The sequence below is a fragment of the Rhodoferax sp. RT5P35 genome (assembly GCF_056521385.1).
The window spans coordinates 56,431-72,354 of the sequence record NZ_JBWMAX010000005.1; the positions used below are offsets into that span (position 1 = coordinate 56,431).

General features: G+C 60.8%; 12 protein-coding genes. 11 read left to right on the forward strand and 1 reads right to left on the reverse strand.

The genetic code is table 11. The annotated features are described in order from the left end of the window. The first annotated feature begins 147 nt into the window (after positions 1–147). The 9 genes from AC097L_RS08830 (at position 148) to AC097L_RS08870 (ending at position 11,543) form a co-directional block, all read left to right on the forward strand. The gene (locus AC097L_RS08830) at positions 148–1,113 is read left to right on the forward strand and encodes an ABC transporter substrate-binding protein (RefSeq protein WP_479585959.1); all 966 of its coding nucleotides are present in this window, start codon (positions 148–150) and stop codon (positions 1,111–1,113) included. A 63-nt stretch (positions 1,114–1,176) separates the two neighbouring features. Next, positions 1,177–2,247, forward strand: a complete 1,071-nt coding sequence (chvE, locus tag AC097L_RS08835) for a multiple monosaccharide ABC transporter substrate-binding protein (RefSeq protein WP_479585960.1) — start codon at positions 1,177–1,179, stop codon at positions 2,245–2,247. Between the two features lie 114 nt (positions 2,248–2,361). Next, entirely contained in the window at positions 2,362–3,888 is a 1,527-nt protein-coding gene (mmsA, locus tag AC097L_RS08840) for a multiple monosaccharide ABC transporter ATP-binding protein (RefSeq protein ID WP_479585961.1), read from the forward strand. 34 nt (positions 3,889–3,922) lie between these two features. Then, positions 3,923–5,128, forward strand: coding sequence for a multiple monosaccharide ABC transporter permease (gene mmsB, locus AC097L_RS08845; protein ID WP_479585962.1), 1,206 nt, complete (start codon positions 3,923–3,925; stop codon positions 5,126–5,128). Next, positions 5,125–6,660, forward strand: a complete 1,536-nt coding sequence (locus AC097L_RS08850; RefSeq protein WP_479585963.1) for a sugar ABC transporter ATP-binding protein — start codon at positions 5,125–5,127, stop codon at positions 6,658–6,660. Before mmsB ends, AC097L_RS08850 begins: the two co-directional genes overlap by 4 nt. A gap of 158 nt (positions 6,661–6,818) precedes the next feature. Further along, the gene (locus tag AC097L_RS08855) at positions 6,819–7,865 is read left to right on the forward strand and encodes an ABC transporter permease (RefSeq protein WP_479585964.1); all 1,047 of its coding nucleotides are present in this window, start codon (positions 6,819–6,821) and stop codon (positions 7,863–7,865) included. Further along, positions 7,862–8,839 carry a galactofuranose ABC transporter, permease protein YjfF gene (yjfF, locus tag AC097L_RS08860; RefSeq protein WP_479585965.1) on the forward strand — a complete coding sequence of 326 codons (978 nt, stop codon included), beginning with the start codon at positions 7,862–7,864 and terminating at the stop codon, positions 8,837–8,839. The genes AC097L_RS08855 and yjfF overlap by 4 nt, the downstream gene beginning before the upstream one ends. A gap of 21 nt (positions 8,840–8,860) precedes the next feature. After that, entirely contained in the window at positions 8,861–10,597 is a 1,737-nt protein-coding gene (locus AC097L_RS08865; RefSeq protein WP_479585966.1) for an IlvD/Edd family dehydratase, read from the forward strand. Positions 10,598–10,613: 16 nt separating this feature from the next. Beyond that, complete coding sequence (locus AC097L_RS08870; protein WP_479585967.1) at positions 10,614–11,543, forward strand: dihydrodipicolinate synthase family protein; 930 nt, start codon at positions 10,614–10,616, stop codon at positions 11,541–11,543. Between the two features lie 45 nt (positions 11,544–11,588). Here AC097L_RS08870 and AC097L_RS08875 read toward each other — a convergent pair whose 3' ends face one another. Beyond that, the gene (locus AC097L_RS08875) at positions 11,589–12,092 is read right to left on the reverse strand and encodes a hypothetical protein (protein WP_479585968.1); all 504 of its coding nucleotides are present in this window, start codon (positions 12,090–12,092) and stop codon (positions 11,589–11,591) included. 78 nt (positions 12,093–12,170) lie between these two features. On the opposite strand from AC097L_RS08875, the gene queC reads away from it, so the two are divergent. Beyond that, positions 12,171–12,869 (forward strand): 7-cyano-7-deazaguanine synthase QueC, encoded by a 699-nt coding sequence (queC, locus tag AC097L_RS08880; RefSeq protein ID WP_479585969.1) that lies wholly within the window; start codon positions 12,171–12,173, stop codon positions 12,867–12,869. A gap of 165 nt (positions 12,870–13,034) precedes the next feature. Continuing rightward, a complete protein-coding gene (prsT, locus tag AC097L_RS08885; protein WP_479585970.1) occupies positions 13,035–15,851 on the forward strand; it encodes an XrtA/PEP-CTERM system TPR-repeat protein PrsT in 2,817 nt (938 codons plus the stop codon). Positions 15,852–15,924: the final 73 nt, after the last annotated feature.

Below are 15,924 nucleotides of genomic sequence, written 5' to 3' on the forward strand. Positions count from 1 at the left end.
CATTGGATTGATACCTGTTTTGTTCTTAGACTGTGAGGGTATTTGTAATTAAGTATTCATCTAATTAGCCAAAGAAGCTGATATCGGGTTCTGAACCCGTCCATTTGGACGGTGGACGGGGCAATAACTAAACCAATAGGAGACAACATGCACATCAATCGCCGTACCTTAGCCATCGCACTGGCTGCTGCACCACTGGCCGGGCTGCTGCCTGGCACCGTGTTCGCACAGAAAAAAATCGTGTTGGGTTTTAGCCAGGTGGGTGCTGAAAGCGAATGGCGCACTGCCAATACCGAGTCCATCAAGGCCTCTGCGGCAGAAGCCGGTATCGAGCTGAAGTTCTCCGATGCCCAGCAAAAGCAAGAAAACCAGATCAAGGCCATCCGCTCTTTCATCGCACAAAAAGTGGACGTGATCGCGTTCTCGCCCGTGGTCGAGTCCGGCTGGGAAACCGTGCTGCGCGAAGCCAAGGCCGCCAAAATCCCGGTGGTGCTGACCGACCGCTCGGTGAACGTGAAAGACGACTCGCTGTACGTCTCGTTCATGGGCTCGGACTTCACCGAAGAAGGCCGCAAGGCAGGTCGCTGGCTCGTCGAAGCCATGAAGGGCAGCACCGGCGATGTCAACATCGTCGAGCTGCAAGGCACGGTGGGTTCGGCCCCGGCCATTGACCGCAAGAAGGGCTTTGAAGAAATCATCAAGGCCGACCCCAAGTTCAAGATCATCCGCTCGCAAACCGGCGACTTCACCCGCGCCAAGGGCAAGGAAGTGATGGAAGCCTTCCTCAAGGCCGAAGGCAAGAAAATCAATGTGCTGTACGCGCACAACGACGACATGGCCATCGGTGCCATCCAGGCCATCGAAGAGGCCGGTCTCAAGCCCGCCAAGGACATCACCATCATTTCCATCGATGCGGTCAAGGGCGCATTTGAGGCCATGATTGCCGGCAAGCTGAATGTGTCTGTGGAGTGCAGCCCGCTGCTGGGCCCGCAACTGATGTCCGCCGTCAAGGATCTAAAGGCCGGCAAGACGCTGCAAAAACGCATCGTTACCGAAGAAGGCATCTTCCCGATGGAAGTGGCCGCCAAAGAATTTCCCAAGCGTAAATACTGATCTACAACCCCCACGGCGCGTTGGATACTAGGCGCGCCTTTTACAACCCTCGGAGACAATGGAATGAAACGTACTTTTATCAAATCCCTGCTGGCTAGCCTGGCTTTGGCTGCACTCGGCATTGCGCCGCAAGCCAATGCCCAAGACAAGGGCACCATCGGCATTTCCATGCCGACCAAGTCCTCAGCCCGCTGGATCGCTGACGGCGACAATATGGTCAAAGTGCTGAAGGACCGCGGTTACAAAACCGATCTGCAGTACGCCGACGACGACATCCCGAACCAACTCGCCCAAATCGAGAACATGGTGACCAAGGGTGTGAAGGTTTTGGTGATTGCCTCCATCGACGGCACCACGCTGTCCAAAGTGCTGCAGAACGCGGCCGACAAGGGTGTCAAGGTCATCGCCTATGACCGCCTGATCAAGGGCTCCAAAAATGTGGACTACTACGCCACGTTCGACAACTTCCAGGTTGGCGTGCTGCAAGCGGGCACCATCGTGGACAAGCTGGGCCTGAAGCAAGGCAAGGGTCCGTTCAACATCGAACTGTTTGGCGGTTCGCCAGATGACAACAACGCCTTCTTCTTTTATGACGGCGCGATGAGCGTGTTCAAGCCTTACATCGACAGCGGCAAGCTGGTGGTGCGCAGCAAGCAAATGGGCATGGAAAAAGTCGGTACCCTGCGTTGGGACGGCGCGGTGGCCCAGGCACGTATGGACAACCTGTTGTCGGCCTTCTACACCAAGGACAAGGTCGATGCCGTGCTGTCCCCGTACGACGGTATTTCCATCGGCATTTTGTCCTCGCTCAAAGGCGTGGGCTACTGCACCAAGACCCAGGCTTGCCCTGTGGTGAGCGGCCAGGATGCGGAAGTGCCTTCGGTCAAGTCCATCCTGCGCGGCGAACAGTACTCGACCATCTTCAAGGACACGCGTGAGCTGGCCAAGGTCACCGCCAACATGGTGGACGCAGAACTGTCTGGTAAGAAGCCCGAAGTCAACGACACCAAGACCTACAACAACGGCATCAAGGTGGTGCCTGCGTACCTGCTCAAGCCAGTTGCTGTGGATGCCAGCAACTGGAACCCGATCCTGATCGGCAGCGGCTACTACAAAGAATCCCAGATTAAGTAAAGGCATCCGCTCCAGGCCGAAAGCCTGGGGTGTTGCCAGTGCGCTTGAAAAGGCCCTGCATTGCGAGGTGTGGGGCCTTTTTTTTAGGTGGTTTATAAAAATAAAAGGGTGCTGATGGTGAACACGATCCTAGAGATGCACGACATCCGCAAGACATTCCCCGGAGTGGTTGCGCTGAACAAAGTGAATCTGCGCGTGAGCGCGGGCGAAATACATGCCCTCGTCGGCGAGAACGGCGCGGGCAAATCGACCTTGATGAAGGTGCTGTCGGGTGTGTACCCGCATGGCGAATACACCGGCGAAATCCGCTACCTGGGCCAGGAGCAGCGCTTCAAGGGCATCCACGACAGTGAGCAGCAGGGCATCATCATCATCCACCAGGAGCTGGCTCTGGTGCCGCTGCTGTCGATTGCCGAAAACATCTTTTTGGGCAACGAGACCGCGCACAACGGCGTGATCGACTGGATGGCTGCGCACAGCCAGACCCAGGCACTGCTGAAGAAGGTCGGGCTCAAAGAATCCCCCAACACGCTGATCACCAACATCGGCGTGGGCAAGCAGCAACTGGTGGAAATTGCTAAGGCGCTGTCCAAAAAAGTCAAACTGCTGATCCTGGACGAGCCCACCGCCAGCCTGAACGAAACCGACAGCGATGCGCTGTTGATGCTCTTGCTGGAACTCAAGGCCCAGGGCATTGCCTGCATTTTGATTTCGCACAAGCTCAACGAAATCTCCAAGGTGGCTGACTCCATCACCATCCTGCGCGACGGCACCACGGTGGAAACACTGGACTGCCGCGCCGAGACCATCAGCGAAGACCGCGTGATCCGCGGCATGGTGGGCCGCGAAATGGCCGACCGCTACCCCAAGCGCACGCCCAATATTGGCGAAACCGTGTTTGAGCTGCGCGACTGGCGCGCCTACCACCCGCAGCACGCCGACCGCGAAATGGTCAAAGGTATCAACCTCACCGTCAAGCGTGGCGAGATCGTCGGCATTGCCGGGCTGATGGGCGCGGGCCGTACCGAGCTGGCCATGAGCGTGTTTGGCAAATCCTGGGGCCAGCGCATCAGCGGCAAGGCGTTGCTGCACGGCAAGGAAATCGACGTGTCCACGGTGCAAAGAGCCGTGGCCCATGGCCTGGCCTATGTGACCGAAGACCGCAAGGGCAACGGCCTGGTGCTGGGGGAAGACATCCAGTGGAACACCTCCCTGGCCAACCTGCCCGGCGTGTCCAAAAACGGCGTGATCGACGATGGCCGCGAGTACGTCGTGGCCCAGGGCTACCGCGAAAAAATGCGCACCCGCTGCTCGGGCGTGGACCAGAAAGTGGTCAACCTGTCAGGCGGCAACCAGCAAAAAGTGGTGCTCAGCAAATGGCTGTTCACCAACCCCGAGGTGCTGATCCTGGACGAGCCCACACGCGGCATCGACGTGGGGGCCAAGTTCGAGATCTACACCCTGATTGCACAGCTCGCCGCCGAGGGCAAATGCGTGATCGTGATCTCATCCGAGATGCCCGAGCTGCTGGGCCTGTCGGACCGCATTTATGTGATGAACGAAGGGCGTTTTGTGGCCGAGATGCCTACCGCCGAGGCCAGCCAGGAAAAAATCATGCGCGCCATCGTCAGCGCCAACTAAAGCATTACGAGAGCCCCACCAGAGCATTTGAATCATGGAAAAAACAACTACATCCCCTGCGGCGCCTGCTGCCACCGCTGCGCCTTCGGGCCTGAGCTTCTTCAAGAGCAACCTGCGTGAATACGGCATGCTGCTGTCGCTGGTGGCCATCATGGGCTTCTTCCAGTTCATGACCGACGGCACGCTGATGCAGCCGCTGAACCTGACCAACCTGGTGCTGCAAAACAGCTACATCGTCATCATGGCGCTGGGCATGCTGCTGGTGATCGTAGCCGGCCACATCGACCTGTCGGTGGGCTCCATCGTCGGGTTTGTCGGCGCGGTGGCCGCCGTGCTGATGGTCAACTACAACTGGCATTACCTGCCCACGGCCATCGTCTGCCTGGCGGTCGGCGGGCTGATCGGTGCGGCGCAGGGCTACTTTGTGGCCTTCTTCCGCATTCCGTCCTTCATCGTGACGCTGGCGGGCATGCTGGTGTTTCGCGGCCTGGCGCTAGCGCTGCTGCAAGGGCAATCGGTAGGGCCATTCCCGGACACCTTCCAGTCGCTCAGCTCGGGTTTCATCCCGGATCTGCTCAGCTCGGAAGGCTTGCGCCTGACCTCGCTGCTGCTGGGCGTACTGGTGGCTTTGGCCCTGGTGGTGGCGGGCATCCGCGCACGGGCCAACCAGCAAAAGCACGGCGTGGCCGGCGAGCCCACGGCCTTCTTCTGGGGCAAGATGGTGATTTTCTCGGCCCTGCTGATTACCTTCAGCTACCTGCTGGCATCCTACAAGGGCCTGCCCAATGTGCTGATCGTCATGGCGCTGCTGATTGCAGTGTTTGACTTTGTCACCAGCCGCACCACCATTGGCCGCCGCGTCTACGCCCTGGGTGGCAACGAAAAGGCCGCCAAGCTCTCCGGCATCAAGACCGAGCGCCTGGCTTTTTATACCTTCATCAACATGGGCGTGCTGGCCGCGCTGGCCGGGCTGGTGTTTGCCGCGCGCCTCAACACCGCCACGCCCAAGGGCGGCCTGGGTTTTGAGCTGGATGTGATTGCCGCCTGCTTCATCGGTGGAGCCTCGGCTTCTGGTGGTGTGGGCAAAGTGATGGGCGCGGTGATTGGCGCGTTCATCATGGGCGTGATGAACAACGGCATGTCCATCATGGGCATCGGCATCGACTACCAGCAGATCATCAAGGGCTTGGTGCTGCTGGCCGCCGTGTTTGTCGACGTGTACAACAAAAACAAGGGATGACCCGCGCTGGTGTTCAGCCCGTGGCACAGCCCGTGCTGGAGCTCACGGGTATTGACAAAGCATTTGCCGGTATTCCTGTGCTCCGTGGCGTGCAACTGCGCTTGTACCCCGGCGAGATCCATGCCCTGATGGGCCAAAACGGCGCGGGCAAATCCACGCTGATCAAGGTGCTCACCGGCGTGCTGGAGTCCAGCGGCGGGCAGATGCTGTTGATGGGTGAGCCTATCCGGCCCGATTCGCCCCTGGCGGCCCAAAAGCTGGGCATCAGCACCGTCTACCAGGAGGTGAACCTCTGCCCCAATCTGTCGGTGGCTGAGAACGTGTTTGCCGGGCGCTTCCCACGCCTGGGCTGGACCCAGGGCTACCGCATCGACTGGGCCACCGTGCACCGCCGCAGCCGCGAACTGCTGGCCCGTATCGGGCTGGATATTGATGTGACGCAGCTGCTGTCCACCTACCCGGTGGCGGTGCAGCAACTGGTGGCCATCGCCCGGGCGCTGGGCGTGGAATCCAAGGTGTTGATCCTGGACGAGCCCACTTCCAGCCTGGACGAAGACGAGGTGCAAAAGCTGTTTGAAGTGCTGCGCCGCCTGCGCGGCGAGGGCCTGGCGATTGTGTTTGTGTCGCACTTTTTGAACCAGGTCTACGCCATTTCTGACCGCATCACCGTGTTGCGCAATGGAGAGTGGGTGGGGGAATGGATGGCCGATGCCTTGCCGCCCCAGGCTCTGATCTCCGCCATGCTGGGCCGTGAATTTGCGGTGCAAAACGCCCACGCCGGGCAGCAGCGCGACAGTGCCCAGGATGTGGTGCTGCTGCAAACCCAGGGCCTGGGCCAGGCCGGGCGATTGCAAGCGGTAGACCTGAAGCTGCATGCAGGCGAGGTGCTGGGGCTGGCGGGCCTGCTGGGTGCGGGCCGTACCGAGCTGGCGCGGCTGTTGTTTGGCCTGGAGGCATCCGACAAAGGCAGCTTGCAGATCGACGGCCAGACCGTGCAGCTTGGCAATCCCTCTGATGCGGTGCAGTACGGCATCGCCCTGTGCCCCGAAGAGCGTAAAACCGACGGCATCGTCGCCGAGCTGTCGGTGCGCGAAAACATTGCCCTGGCGCTGCAGGCGCGGTTGGGCGTGCGCAAGTTTTTAAGCATCGCCGAGCAGACCACGCTGGCCGAGCATTTCGTCAAAACCTTAGGCATCAAAACCGCCAGCATTGAAACGCCCATCGGCCTGCTGTCGGGCGGCAACCAGCAAAAAGCGGTGATCGCCCGCTGGCTGGCCACCGACCCGCGCCTGCTGATTCTGGACGAGCCCACGCGAGGCATCGACGTGGCGGCCAAGCAGGAAATCATGGAAGAAATCCTGCGTCTGGCGCGCGGCGGCATGGCCGTGCTGTTTATTTCCAGCGAGATGAGCGAAGTGGTGCGCGTGTCCGACCGCATTGCCGTGCTGCGCGACCGCCGCAAAGTGGGGGAACTGCCCGGTGGCAGTTCCGAAGACGAAGTTTATGCACTGATTGCCGCCGACCATGTGTAGTTTTTGCTCACCCCCAGGCTGCGCTGCGCTGCGCCAACCCCCCTCGCATCGGTTTGACAAAACCGATGCGACACGCAGGGGGCGATACCAGTGGCCCGGCAAAGCCGGTTCCACGGTATCTCTGGCGGGGCACGTTCTGGCTGCAACCGGGGTTCGCTATGTTTAAGGTGTTTTTAATGCACCCGCGGGCGTGGCCCTTGCTGACCTTGCTATTACTTTTGATAGTGAACGTGGTTTTTAATCCCGGTTTTTTGCACATCGAGTGGCGTGATGGCCACCTCTACGGCAGCCTGATCGACATCCTTAACCGGGCGGCACCGCTGGTGCTGGTGTCGCTGGGCATGACGCTGGTGATCGCCACGCGTGGCATCGACATTTCGGTAGGCGCAGTGGTGGCGATTTCGGCCGCGCTGGCCGCCTGGATGATTGGTGGCGCGCTGGTGGTGCAAGACGGTGTGGCCGTACACGCCAGCCGCTTCCCCATGCCGCTGGCGATTCTGGCCGCGCTGGGTGTGGCGTTGGTGTGCGGCCTGTGGAACGGCGTGCTGGTGGCCCGTATCGGCATGCAGCCCATCATTGCCACGCTGATTTTGATGGTGGCAGGCCGGGGCATTGCCCAACTGATCACCGGCGGGCAGATCATCACCATCTACTACGCACCGTTTTTCTTTCTGGGCAGTGGCTATCTGGCGGGCTTGCCGTTTTCGCTGTTCATCGTAGCCCTGGTGTACGGCGTGCTGCACCTGGCCATGACGCGCACGGCTCTGGGCTTGTTCATCCAGGCGGTGGGCATCAACCCGGTGGCGGCGCGCGGTGTGGGTATCCAGGCCCGCAAGCTGACGGTGTGGGTGTATGCGTTCTGCGGGTTTTGTGCCGGTGTGGCGGGGCTGCTCATCAGCTCCAACGTGAAGAGTGCGGACGGTAACAACGCCGGGCAACTGCTGGAGCTGGATGCCATTTTGGCCGTCACCCTGGGTGGCACCGCGCTGACTGGCGGGCGCTTCAGTTTGTTTGGCAGCGTGGTTGGCGCGCTGATCATCCAGACCCTGACCTACGCCATCTACTCGCTGGGTGTGCCGCCCGAGATCAACCTGGTGGTGAAGGCCGTGGTGGTGTTTGCGGTGATGCTGCTGCAGTCTGCCGAGTTCCGCGCCACCGTACGCATGTGGACGCTGCGCCCTGTGCACGCAGGAGGCCGGGCATGAGTACCGCCAAGCGTTTCAACCCCCAGCACCTGCCTATTTTGGCGACGGTGTCGCTATTCGTGGCGATGGCGACATTGGGTTCGGTGTTCTATGACGGATTTTTCTCGCCACAGGTGTTTTTGAACCTGCTGATCGACAACGCCTTTTTGGTGATCGTGGCGGTGGGCATGACCTTTGTGGTGCTGTCCGGCGGCATTGACTTGTCAGTGGGCTCGGTGATCGCGTTCACCACCATGGTGTCGGCTTCGCTGGTGGAGAAGCACGGCTGGAGCCCGGCGCTGGTGATTCCGCTGGTGCTGCTGATGGGCACGGCGTTTGGTGCCTTCATGGGCTTTTTGATCGAGCGCTTTCGCCTGCAGCCCTTTATTGTGACGCTGGCGGGCATGTTCCTGGCGCGCGGCCTGTGCTACCTGATCAGCATTGACTCGATCAGCATGACCAACGAGTTCTATTCTGAAGTCTCACAAATGCGCATTCCGGTGTGGGGCGATGCCTCGCTGTCGATTGGCGCGGTGATTGCGCTCATCGTGCTGGCGGTGGCCGTGTTTGTGGCGCATTGCACACCGTTCGGCCGCACGGTGTACGCCGTGGGCGGCAGCGAAAACTCGGCCCTGCTGATGGGCTTGCCGGTGCGTGCCACCCTGATTGGCGTGTACACACTGTCGGGTTTTTGTTCGGCGCTGGCGGGTGTCGTGTTTACCTTTTACATGCTCTCGGGCTACGGCCTACATGCCGTGGGCATGGAGCTGGACGCGATTGCAGCGGTGGTCATTGGCGGCACGCTGCTGACCGGCGGCTCGGGCTACATGGTCGGCACGCTGTTTGGCGTGCTGATGCTCGGGATTATCCAGACCCTGATTTCCTTTGACGGCACTTTGAGTTCCTGGTGGACGCGCATCGTCGTGGGCGCGCTGCTGTTCCTGTTTTGCCTGCTCCAGCGCGTCTTTGCCGCGCGCAAATCCCCCCATTCCTGATTTTTTTCTGAAGACCCCCCTATGACCGATACCCCTAAAAAAATGCGCTCCGCCGAATGGTTTGGCTCGGCCGACAAAAACGGCTTCATGTACCGCAGCTGGATGAAGAACCAGGGCATCCCGGACCACGAGTTCGATGGCCGCCCCATCGTCGGCATCTGCAACACCTGGAGCGAGCTGACCCCTTGCAACGCCCATTTCCGCAAGATCGCCGAGCATGTGAAGCGCGGCATCTTCGAGGCCGGTGGCTTCCCGGTGGAATTCCCGGTTTTCAGCAATGGCGAATCGAATCTGCGCCCCACGGCGATGCTGACCCGCAACCTGGCCAGCATGGACGTGGAAGAAGCCATCCGCGGCAACCCCATCGACGCAGTGGTGCTACTCACCGGCTGCGACAAAACCACGCCTGCGCTGCTGATGGGTGCGGCCAGCTGCGACATTCCGGCCATCGTGGTCACCGGCGGCCCCATGCTCAACGGCAAGCTCGAAGGCAAGAACATCGGCTCCGGCACGGCGGTGTGGCAACTGCACGAATCACTGAAAGCGGGCGAAATCAATTTGCACCAGTTCTTGTCAGCAGAGGCGGGTATGTCACGCTCTGCGGGCACCTGCAACACCATGGGCACTGCCAGCACCATGGCCTGCATGGCCGAGGCATTGGGCACCTCACTGCCGCACAACGCTGCCATTCCGGCGGTGGACGCGCGCCGCTACGTGCTGGCGCATATGTCGGGCACGCGGGCGGTGGAGATGGCCCGTGAAGGCCTCACGCTGTCCAAAATTCTGACCCGCGAAGCCTTCGAGAACGCCATCCGCGTCAACGCGGCCATCGGTGGCTCGACCAACGCCGTCATCCACCTGAAGGCCATCGCTGGCCGCATCGGTGTGCAGCTGGATTTGGAGGACTGGACCCGTATCGGACGCGGCACGCCGACCATCGTCGACCTGCAGCCCTCGGGCCGTTTCCTGATGGAAGAGTTCTACTACGCCGGTGGCCTGCCCGCCGTGCTGCGCCGCCTTGGCGAACACGGCCTGCTGCCGCACCCCGATGCGCTCACCGTCAACGGCAAATCCATGTGGGAGAACGTGCGCGAAGCTCCCCAGTACAACGACGAAGTGATTCGTCCTATCGACAACCCCCTGATTGCCGACGGTGGCATCTGCATCCTGCGTGGCAATTTGTCGCCTCGCGGTGCGGTGCTCAAGCCGTCTGCCGCCACGCCCGCGCTGCTCAAGCACCGTGGCCGTGCCGTGGTGTTCGAGAACCTGGAGCACTACAAGGAACGCATCGTCGACGAAGACCTGGACATCGACGCGAGCTGCGTGATGGTCTTGAAGAACTGTGGGCCCAAGGGCTACCCCGGCATGGCCGAGGTGGGCAATATGGGCCTGCCGCCCAAGCTGCTGCGCCAGGGCGTGAAGGACATGGTGCGCATTTCCGATGCCCGCATGAGCGGTACCGCCTACGGCACCGTGGTGCTGCACGTGGCCCCCGAAGCCGCTGCGGGTGGTCCGCTGGCCGCTGTGCGCGACGGCGACTTCATCGAGCTGGACTGCGAACAAGGCCGCCTGCACCTGGATATCAGCGATGCCGAGCTGGCCGAGCGCTTGGCTGCCCTGGCAGGCAATGCGCCCAAGCCGCTGTCGGGTGGCTATGCCCGTTTGTATGTAGACCACGTGCTGCAAGCCGACGACGGCTGCGACTTCGACTTCCTGGTCGGTTGCCGTGGCTCCACTGTGCCCCGTCATTCCCATTAATTTCTTGTTGAACACCATGCACAACGCATCCAACCCGCGTTACCGCGGCATCTTCCCGGTCGTCCCCACCACCTTCACGCCCTCGGGCGAACTGGATCTGCCCAGCCAGAAGCGCTGCGTCGATTTCATGATCGACGCGGGCTCTGACGGCCTGTGCATCTTGGCCAACTTCTCCGAGCAGTTTTTGCTGTCGGACGATGAGCGCGAAGTGCTGACCAAAACCATCCTGGAGCACGTTTCAGGCCGCGTGCCGGTCATCGTCACCACCACCCATTTCGGCACCACGGTGTGCGCCCAGCGCAGCCGCCGTGCCCAAGACATGGGTGCAGCCATGGTCATGGTGATGCCGCCCTACCACGGTGCCACCTTCCGCGTGGGTGAGCCGCAGATTTACGAGTTCTACGCCCGGCTGTCGGATGCCATCAACATCCCCATCATGGTCCAGGATGCGCCCGCTGCGGGCACGCCGCTGTCGGTGCCGTTTCTGGCCCGCATGGCACAAGAGATCGAGCACCTGGCGTATTTCAAGATTGAAACCGCTGGGGCAGCCGCCAAGCTGCGCGAGCTGATCCGCGTGGGCGGTGCAGCCATCGAAGGCCCATGGGACGGCGAAGAAGCCATCACCCTGATGCCCGACCTGGATGCCGGTGCCACCGGTGCCATGACCGGCGGTGCCTACCCCGACGGCATCCGCCCCATCATCGAAGCTCACCGCGCGGGCGACCGCGACACGGCTTATGCGCTGTACCAAAAATGGCTGCCGCTGATCAACTACGAGAACCGCCAGGGTGGCATCCTCACCGCCAAGTCGCTGATGGCCGAGGGCGGTGTGATCGCCTGCGAAGCGCCGCGCCACCCCTGGCCCGCGATGCACCCCGATGTGCGCGCCGGTTTGATGGACACGGCCCGCAGGCTCGACCCACTGGTGCTGCGCTGGGGTAAATAGCACTTACTATGGTTTTGATAGCTACTTGCGTAGGCAATATCTGCGCTAGAGGCCTAAAAAGTTTATAAATTTTCGTGCAGCGCGGCGGGCCCGGCGGGCGATGGCCTGTGCCAACCGCCAAGGGCGCGCGTTCTTCACCTGCGCGATCAGCCCGTCTTTCCACACTAACCAGCGTGGATACCAGCGGCGGAACCAGGCCAGTTGCATCAAGGCCGGTTGCGTCAGCTGAAACAAGCGTGCCGCTACGGCCGTGCCCACCACCTTGGCGGCCAGTACGACCAGCAGGCCCAGCACGGTGTGGCCCCGGGCCATCCAGTACACCGCCAGCAGCTTGACCGGCAGCAGGGTCAGCATCGGCACGCACAGCAATAGCAGCGCGGCGTAGGGTGGTAGCCGCCGTATCAAGACTTCCAATTGCGACCACACGGGTAAGCGTGCCAGGCGGTCCATGGCCCGCGCCAGTGGCTCCCAGCCCCATTCGCCAAAGATCAGCACCAGCGCCAACGCAGTGTGGAACATCGCCTTTAAAAACCGACGTAAAAATGGCATAGAGGAGTCCGGTGGGGTGGCATGGGCGGTGGTAAATTGCCCGATTGTTGTACCCCAATCTGAATTTGTTCTGAAACCATGCATTCCCGCGCCCTAGTTTTGTTTTCTGGTGGGCAAGATTCCACCACCTGCTTGGCCCTGGCCTTGTCCAAGTACGCCCATGTGGAAACCGTGGCCTTTGACTACGGCCAACGCCACTACGTCGAATTGGATGCGCGATTGCACGTTCTGGCCCATATCAAAGCCCAGTTTCCGCAATGGGCGGACAAGATGGGCGAAGACCATTTGCTGGATTTGTCGGTGCTGGGCCAGGTCAGTGAGACCTCGCTCACCCGCGACATGGCGTTCAAGATGGAGGAGGGCGGTCTGCCCAACACCTTTGTACCCGGCCGTAACCTGCTGTTCCTGACCCTGGCCGCCGCCCTGGCTTACCGGCGCGACCTGGAAGTGATCGTCACCGGTGTCTGCGAAACCGACTTCTCCGGCTACCCCGACTGCCGCGACGACACCATGAAAGCCATGCAACTGGCTTTGTCGCTGGGCATGGACAAACGTTTTCTTGTTGAGACCCCGCTGATGTGGATCGACAAGGCCCAAACCTGGCAGCTGGCCCAGCAACTAGGCGGCCAGTCGCTGGTGGACTTGATCGTAGAAGATACCCACACCTGCTACCTGGGTGACCGCGTGCACCGCCATGCCTGGGGCTATGGCTGCGGTGAGTGCCCGGCCTGCGTATTGCGGGCGCGTGGGTTTGAGCGCTTTGTGGCCGCTGCGTAAATTGGGGGGTCTGGTCGGCTGTTCATATCTGCGTGACGGATGTCACCGATAGGCCTTTTCATTCCGCTTTGCAGCGCAGTGCGGGCCGTTTGTATTTGTTACATCGACTAACATACTTTGGATATGCGCACGCCTTGTGCGCGCGTTCAGCAGCCGGATATCCCCATGAAGCAATTCCCCCTTACCTACCGTGCCACGCTTCTTGCAGTGTTGTGCGCCACCGGCTTCGCCAGCCATGCCGTCACTGACAGCAAAGCTTCTCGTTACTACGAAGACGCGCTGGGCCGTTTTGAGAAACGCGACATGCCGGGGGCCATCATCCAACTGAAAAACGCCTTGCAGATCGACAAAAATATGCTGCCTGTGCAAGTGCTGCTCGGCAAGGCATTTTTGGTCAACGGCGAGGCCGTGTCTGCCGAGGTGGCTCTGACGGAGGCCTTGCGCATGGGTGTGAACCGGGCGGAGGTGGTGCTGCCATTGGCCCAGGCTTTCATTGCCCAAGGCAAGCAAAAAATGGTGCTGGAAATGCCCCAGTTCAACCCCGCAGGCTTGCCGCAGGATACCCAGGTTCAGCTGTTGGTGTTGCGCGCCTCGGCGGCATCTGACACCGGTGACATCCGTGCAGCGATGCGGAATATCGAGGATGCCCGCCTGGCCGATCCACGCTCTGTCGATGCCTGGCTGGCTGAAGTGCCCATCCGCATCCGCGAGCGCAAGTTTCGGGAAGCCAATGATGCAGTGGGGCGGGCATTGGCACTGGCCCCGAATGCGACCGAGGTTTTTTACCAAAAAGCGGCCATTTTGCATGTACAAGGCGATTTAAAAGGCGCCCTGGCGGCCTACACGCAAGCTCTGCAAATTAATCCTAAACACATAGAAGCCAGGGTCGCCCGTGCAGGGTTGTTGGTAGATTTAGGTAAGCCAGCCGATGCCTCCAAAGACATAGCCGAGGTGCAGCAGCTGTCCCCCAGAGAGCCGCGCGCAGCCTACCTCAAGGCTTTGTTGGCCGAAAAAGAGGGCAATACCAAGGCCGCCACATCAGCGCTGCAAGAAGTCACCGCGCTGATTGATCCGGTGCCGCTGGACTTCATCCGTTACCGCCCGCAACTGATGATGCTGAATGGATTGGCCCACTACGGACTGAATGAACGCGAAAAGGCCCGGCCTTATCTGGAGGCGTTTCAGCGTGCGCAGGGCGCTACCACCGTGTCCAAGCTGCTGGCCCAGGTGTACTTTGCCGAGGGCAATGTAGACCGTGCTATCGAGACACTGGAGGCTTACACCAAAGCCATGCCCGGCGATAGCCAGGCACTGATCCTGCTGGCGTCTGCCCACATGTCGCTGGGCCGAAACGCCAAAGCTACTGCGCTCATGCAAGAGGCCTTGCTATCGAAAGACACGCCAGAAGTGCGCACTGCGCTGGGCATGAGTTTGATGGTCAGCGGCCAGTCCGGCAATGCCACCGTGCAACTGGAAAATGCCCTTAAAAAAGACCCCACCCAAAAGACCGCCGCTGCGGCATTGGCCGGTCTGTACTTGCGCTCCGGCCAAAATGCAAAAGCCGCCACGATCGCCCAAGGCCTTGTCAAACAGCAGCCCGGTAACGCCGGATTCCAAAACTTGTTAGGCATAGCGCTGGCCCAGGGCGGTGACATGCCTGGGGCCAAGGCCGCGTTCGAGGCCTCGGTGAAAATAGACGCGTCGCTGCTACCGCCGCAGCTCAATCTGGCCCGACTGGAGATTGCCGGGAATGACTTCGATGCTGCAGCCATCCGGCTTGCAGCCATGCTCAAGACCAACGAAAAGAACGTCGAAGTGCTCATGGAGCTGGCCAATCTGGCCGACCGCCGCGGCCAGGCCGACGAGGCGGCCCGCTGGCTTAGCAAGGCCGATGACTTCAGCGGTTTGCACGATGTGCGCCCAGGCCTGGCACTGGTGCAATTGCATCTGCGCAAGGGGCAAGTGGCACCGGCCATCGATGCGGTCAAAAAGCTGTCCATCAAGGCCCCGGATGATTTGGCAGTATTGCTGACCTCTGCACGCGCCATGCTGGCCAACGCCGACCAGGCCGGAGCCCGCACAGCCCTGGCATCGGCCACGCGGGTGGCTGAATTCAATGCCAACCAACAGGTCGAAATTGCGCTGCTGCAAATGTCGGCCAATAACCTGGGCGGCGCGACCTACAGCCTGGACAAAGCACTCTCCACCAGCCCTACCCATCTGCCTGCCCAGGCGCTAAAAACCGATGTGCTCCTGCGCCAGGGTGATGTTGCCAAGGCGGAGCAACTCGCCCGCCAGATCGTCGCCCAGGCGCCGAAACGCGCTGTGGGCTACAGCCTGCAGGGCGATATTGCCTTGGCGCGGGGGCAAACGGCCGCCGCCGTTGAAGCTTACCGGCGGGCGCACCAGGCCGAACCTTCTAGCGACACACTGTTGCGCTTGTTTGGCGTGCTATCGGCGCAAGACGGTGGTAAGTCTGCCTTGCAACTGGCAGAGCAATGGACCAAGGCCCATCCGCAGGATGTGCCGGTGCGCCGGGTGGTGGCTGATTTTTATGCCCGTACTGCCAACTTTACAGCGGCCCGCAGTGCCTACGAAGCGCTGCTGAAAACGGCGCCAGGCGATGCCGCGTTGCTGAACAACCTGGCCAATGTGCTGCTGCGATTGAAAGATCCTTCTGCCGTAGCCATGGCAGAGCAAGCTCTGGCCAAAGATCCGGCCAGTGCCAGCGCCATCGACACCCTGGGCTGGGCCCTCTTTCAGCTGGGTGGCACTGTCCAATCGGACCGGGCACTCCAATTGCTGCGGGACGCGCGTTTGCGGGAGCCGGGTAATCCCAGTATCCGTTACCACCTTTCCGCAGTGCTGGCCCAACTTGGGCGTAAGACCGAAGCCCGCGAAGAGGTGGAGGCAGCATTGAAGCTTGGCCGTGCATTCGAAAATGTGGCCGACGCCGAAAGCCTGGCGAAGACGCTTCGCTAGGGTGTCGGTATTCATTACAACCCGTTACGCTAGCTTGGCTAATTTATATTTAAGTTGTTGATAAATATAAGTT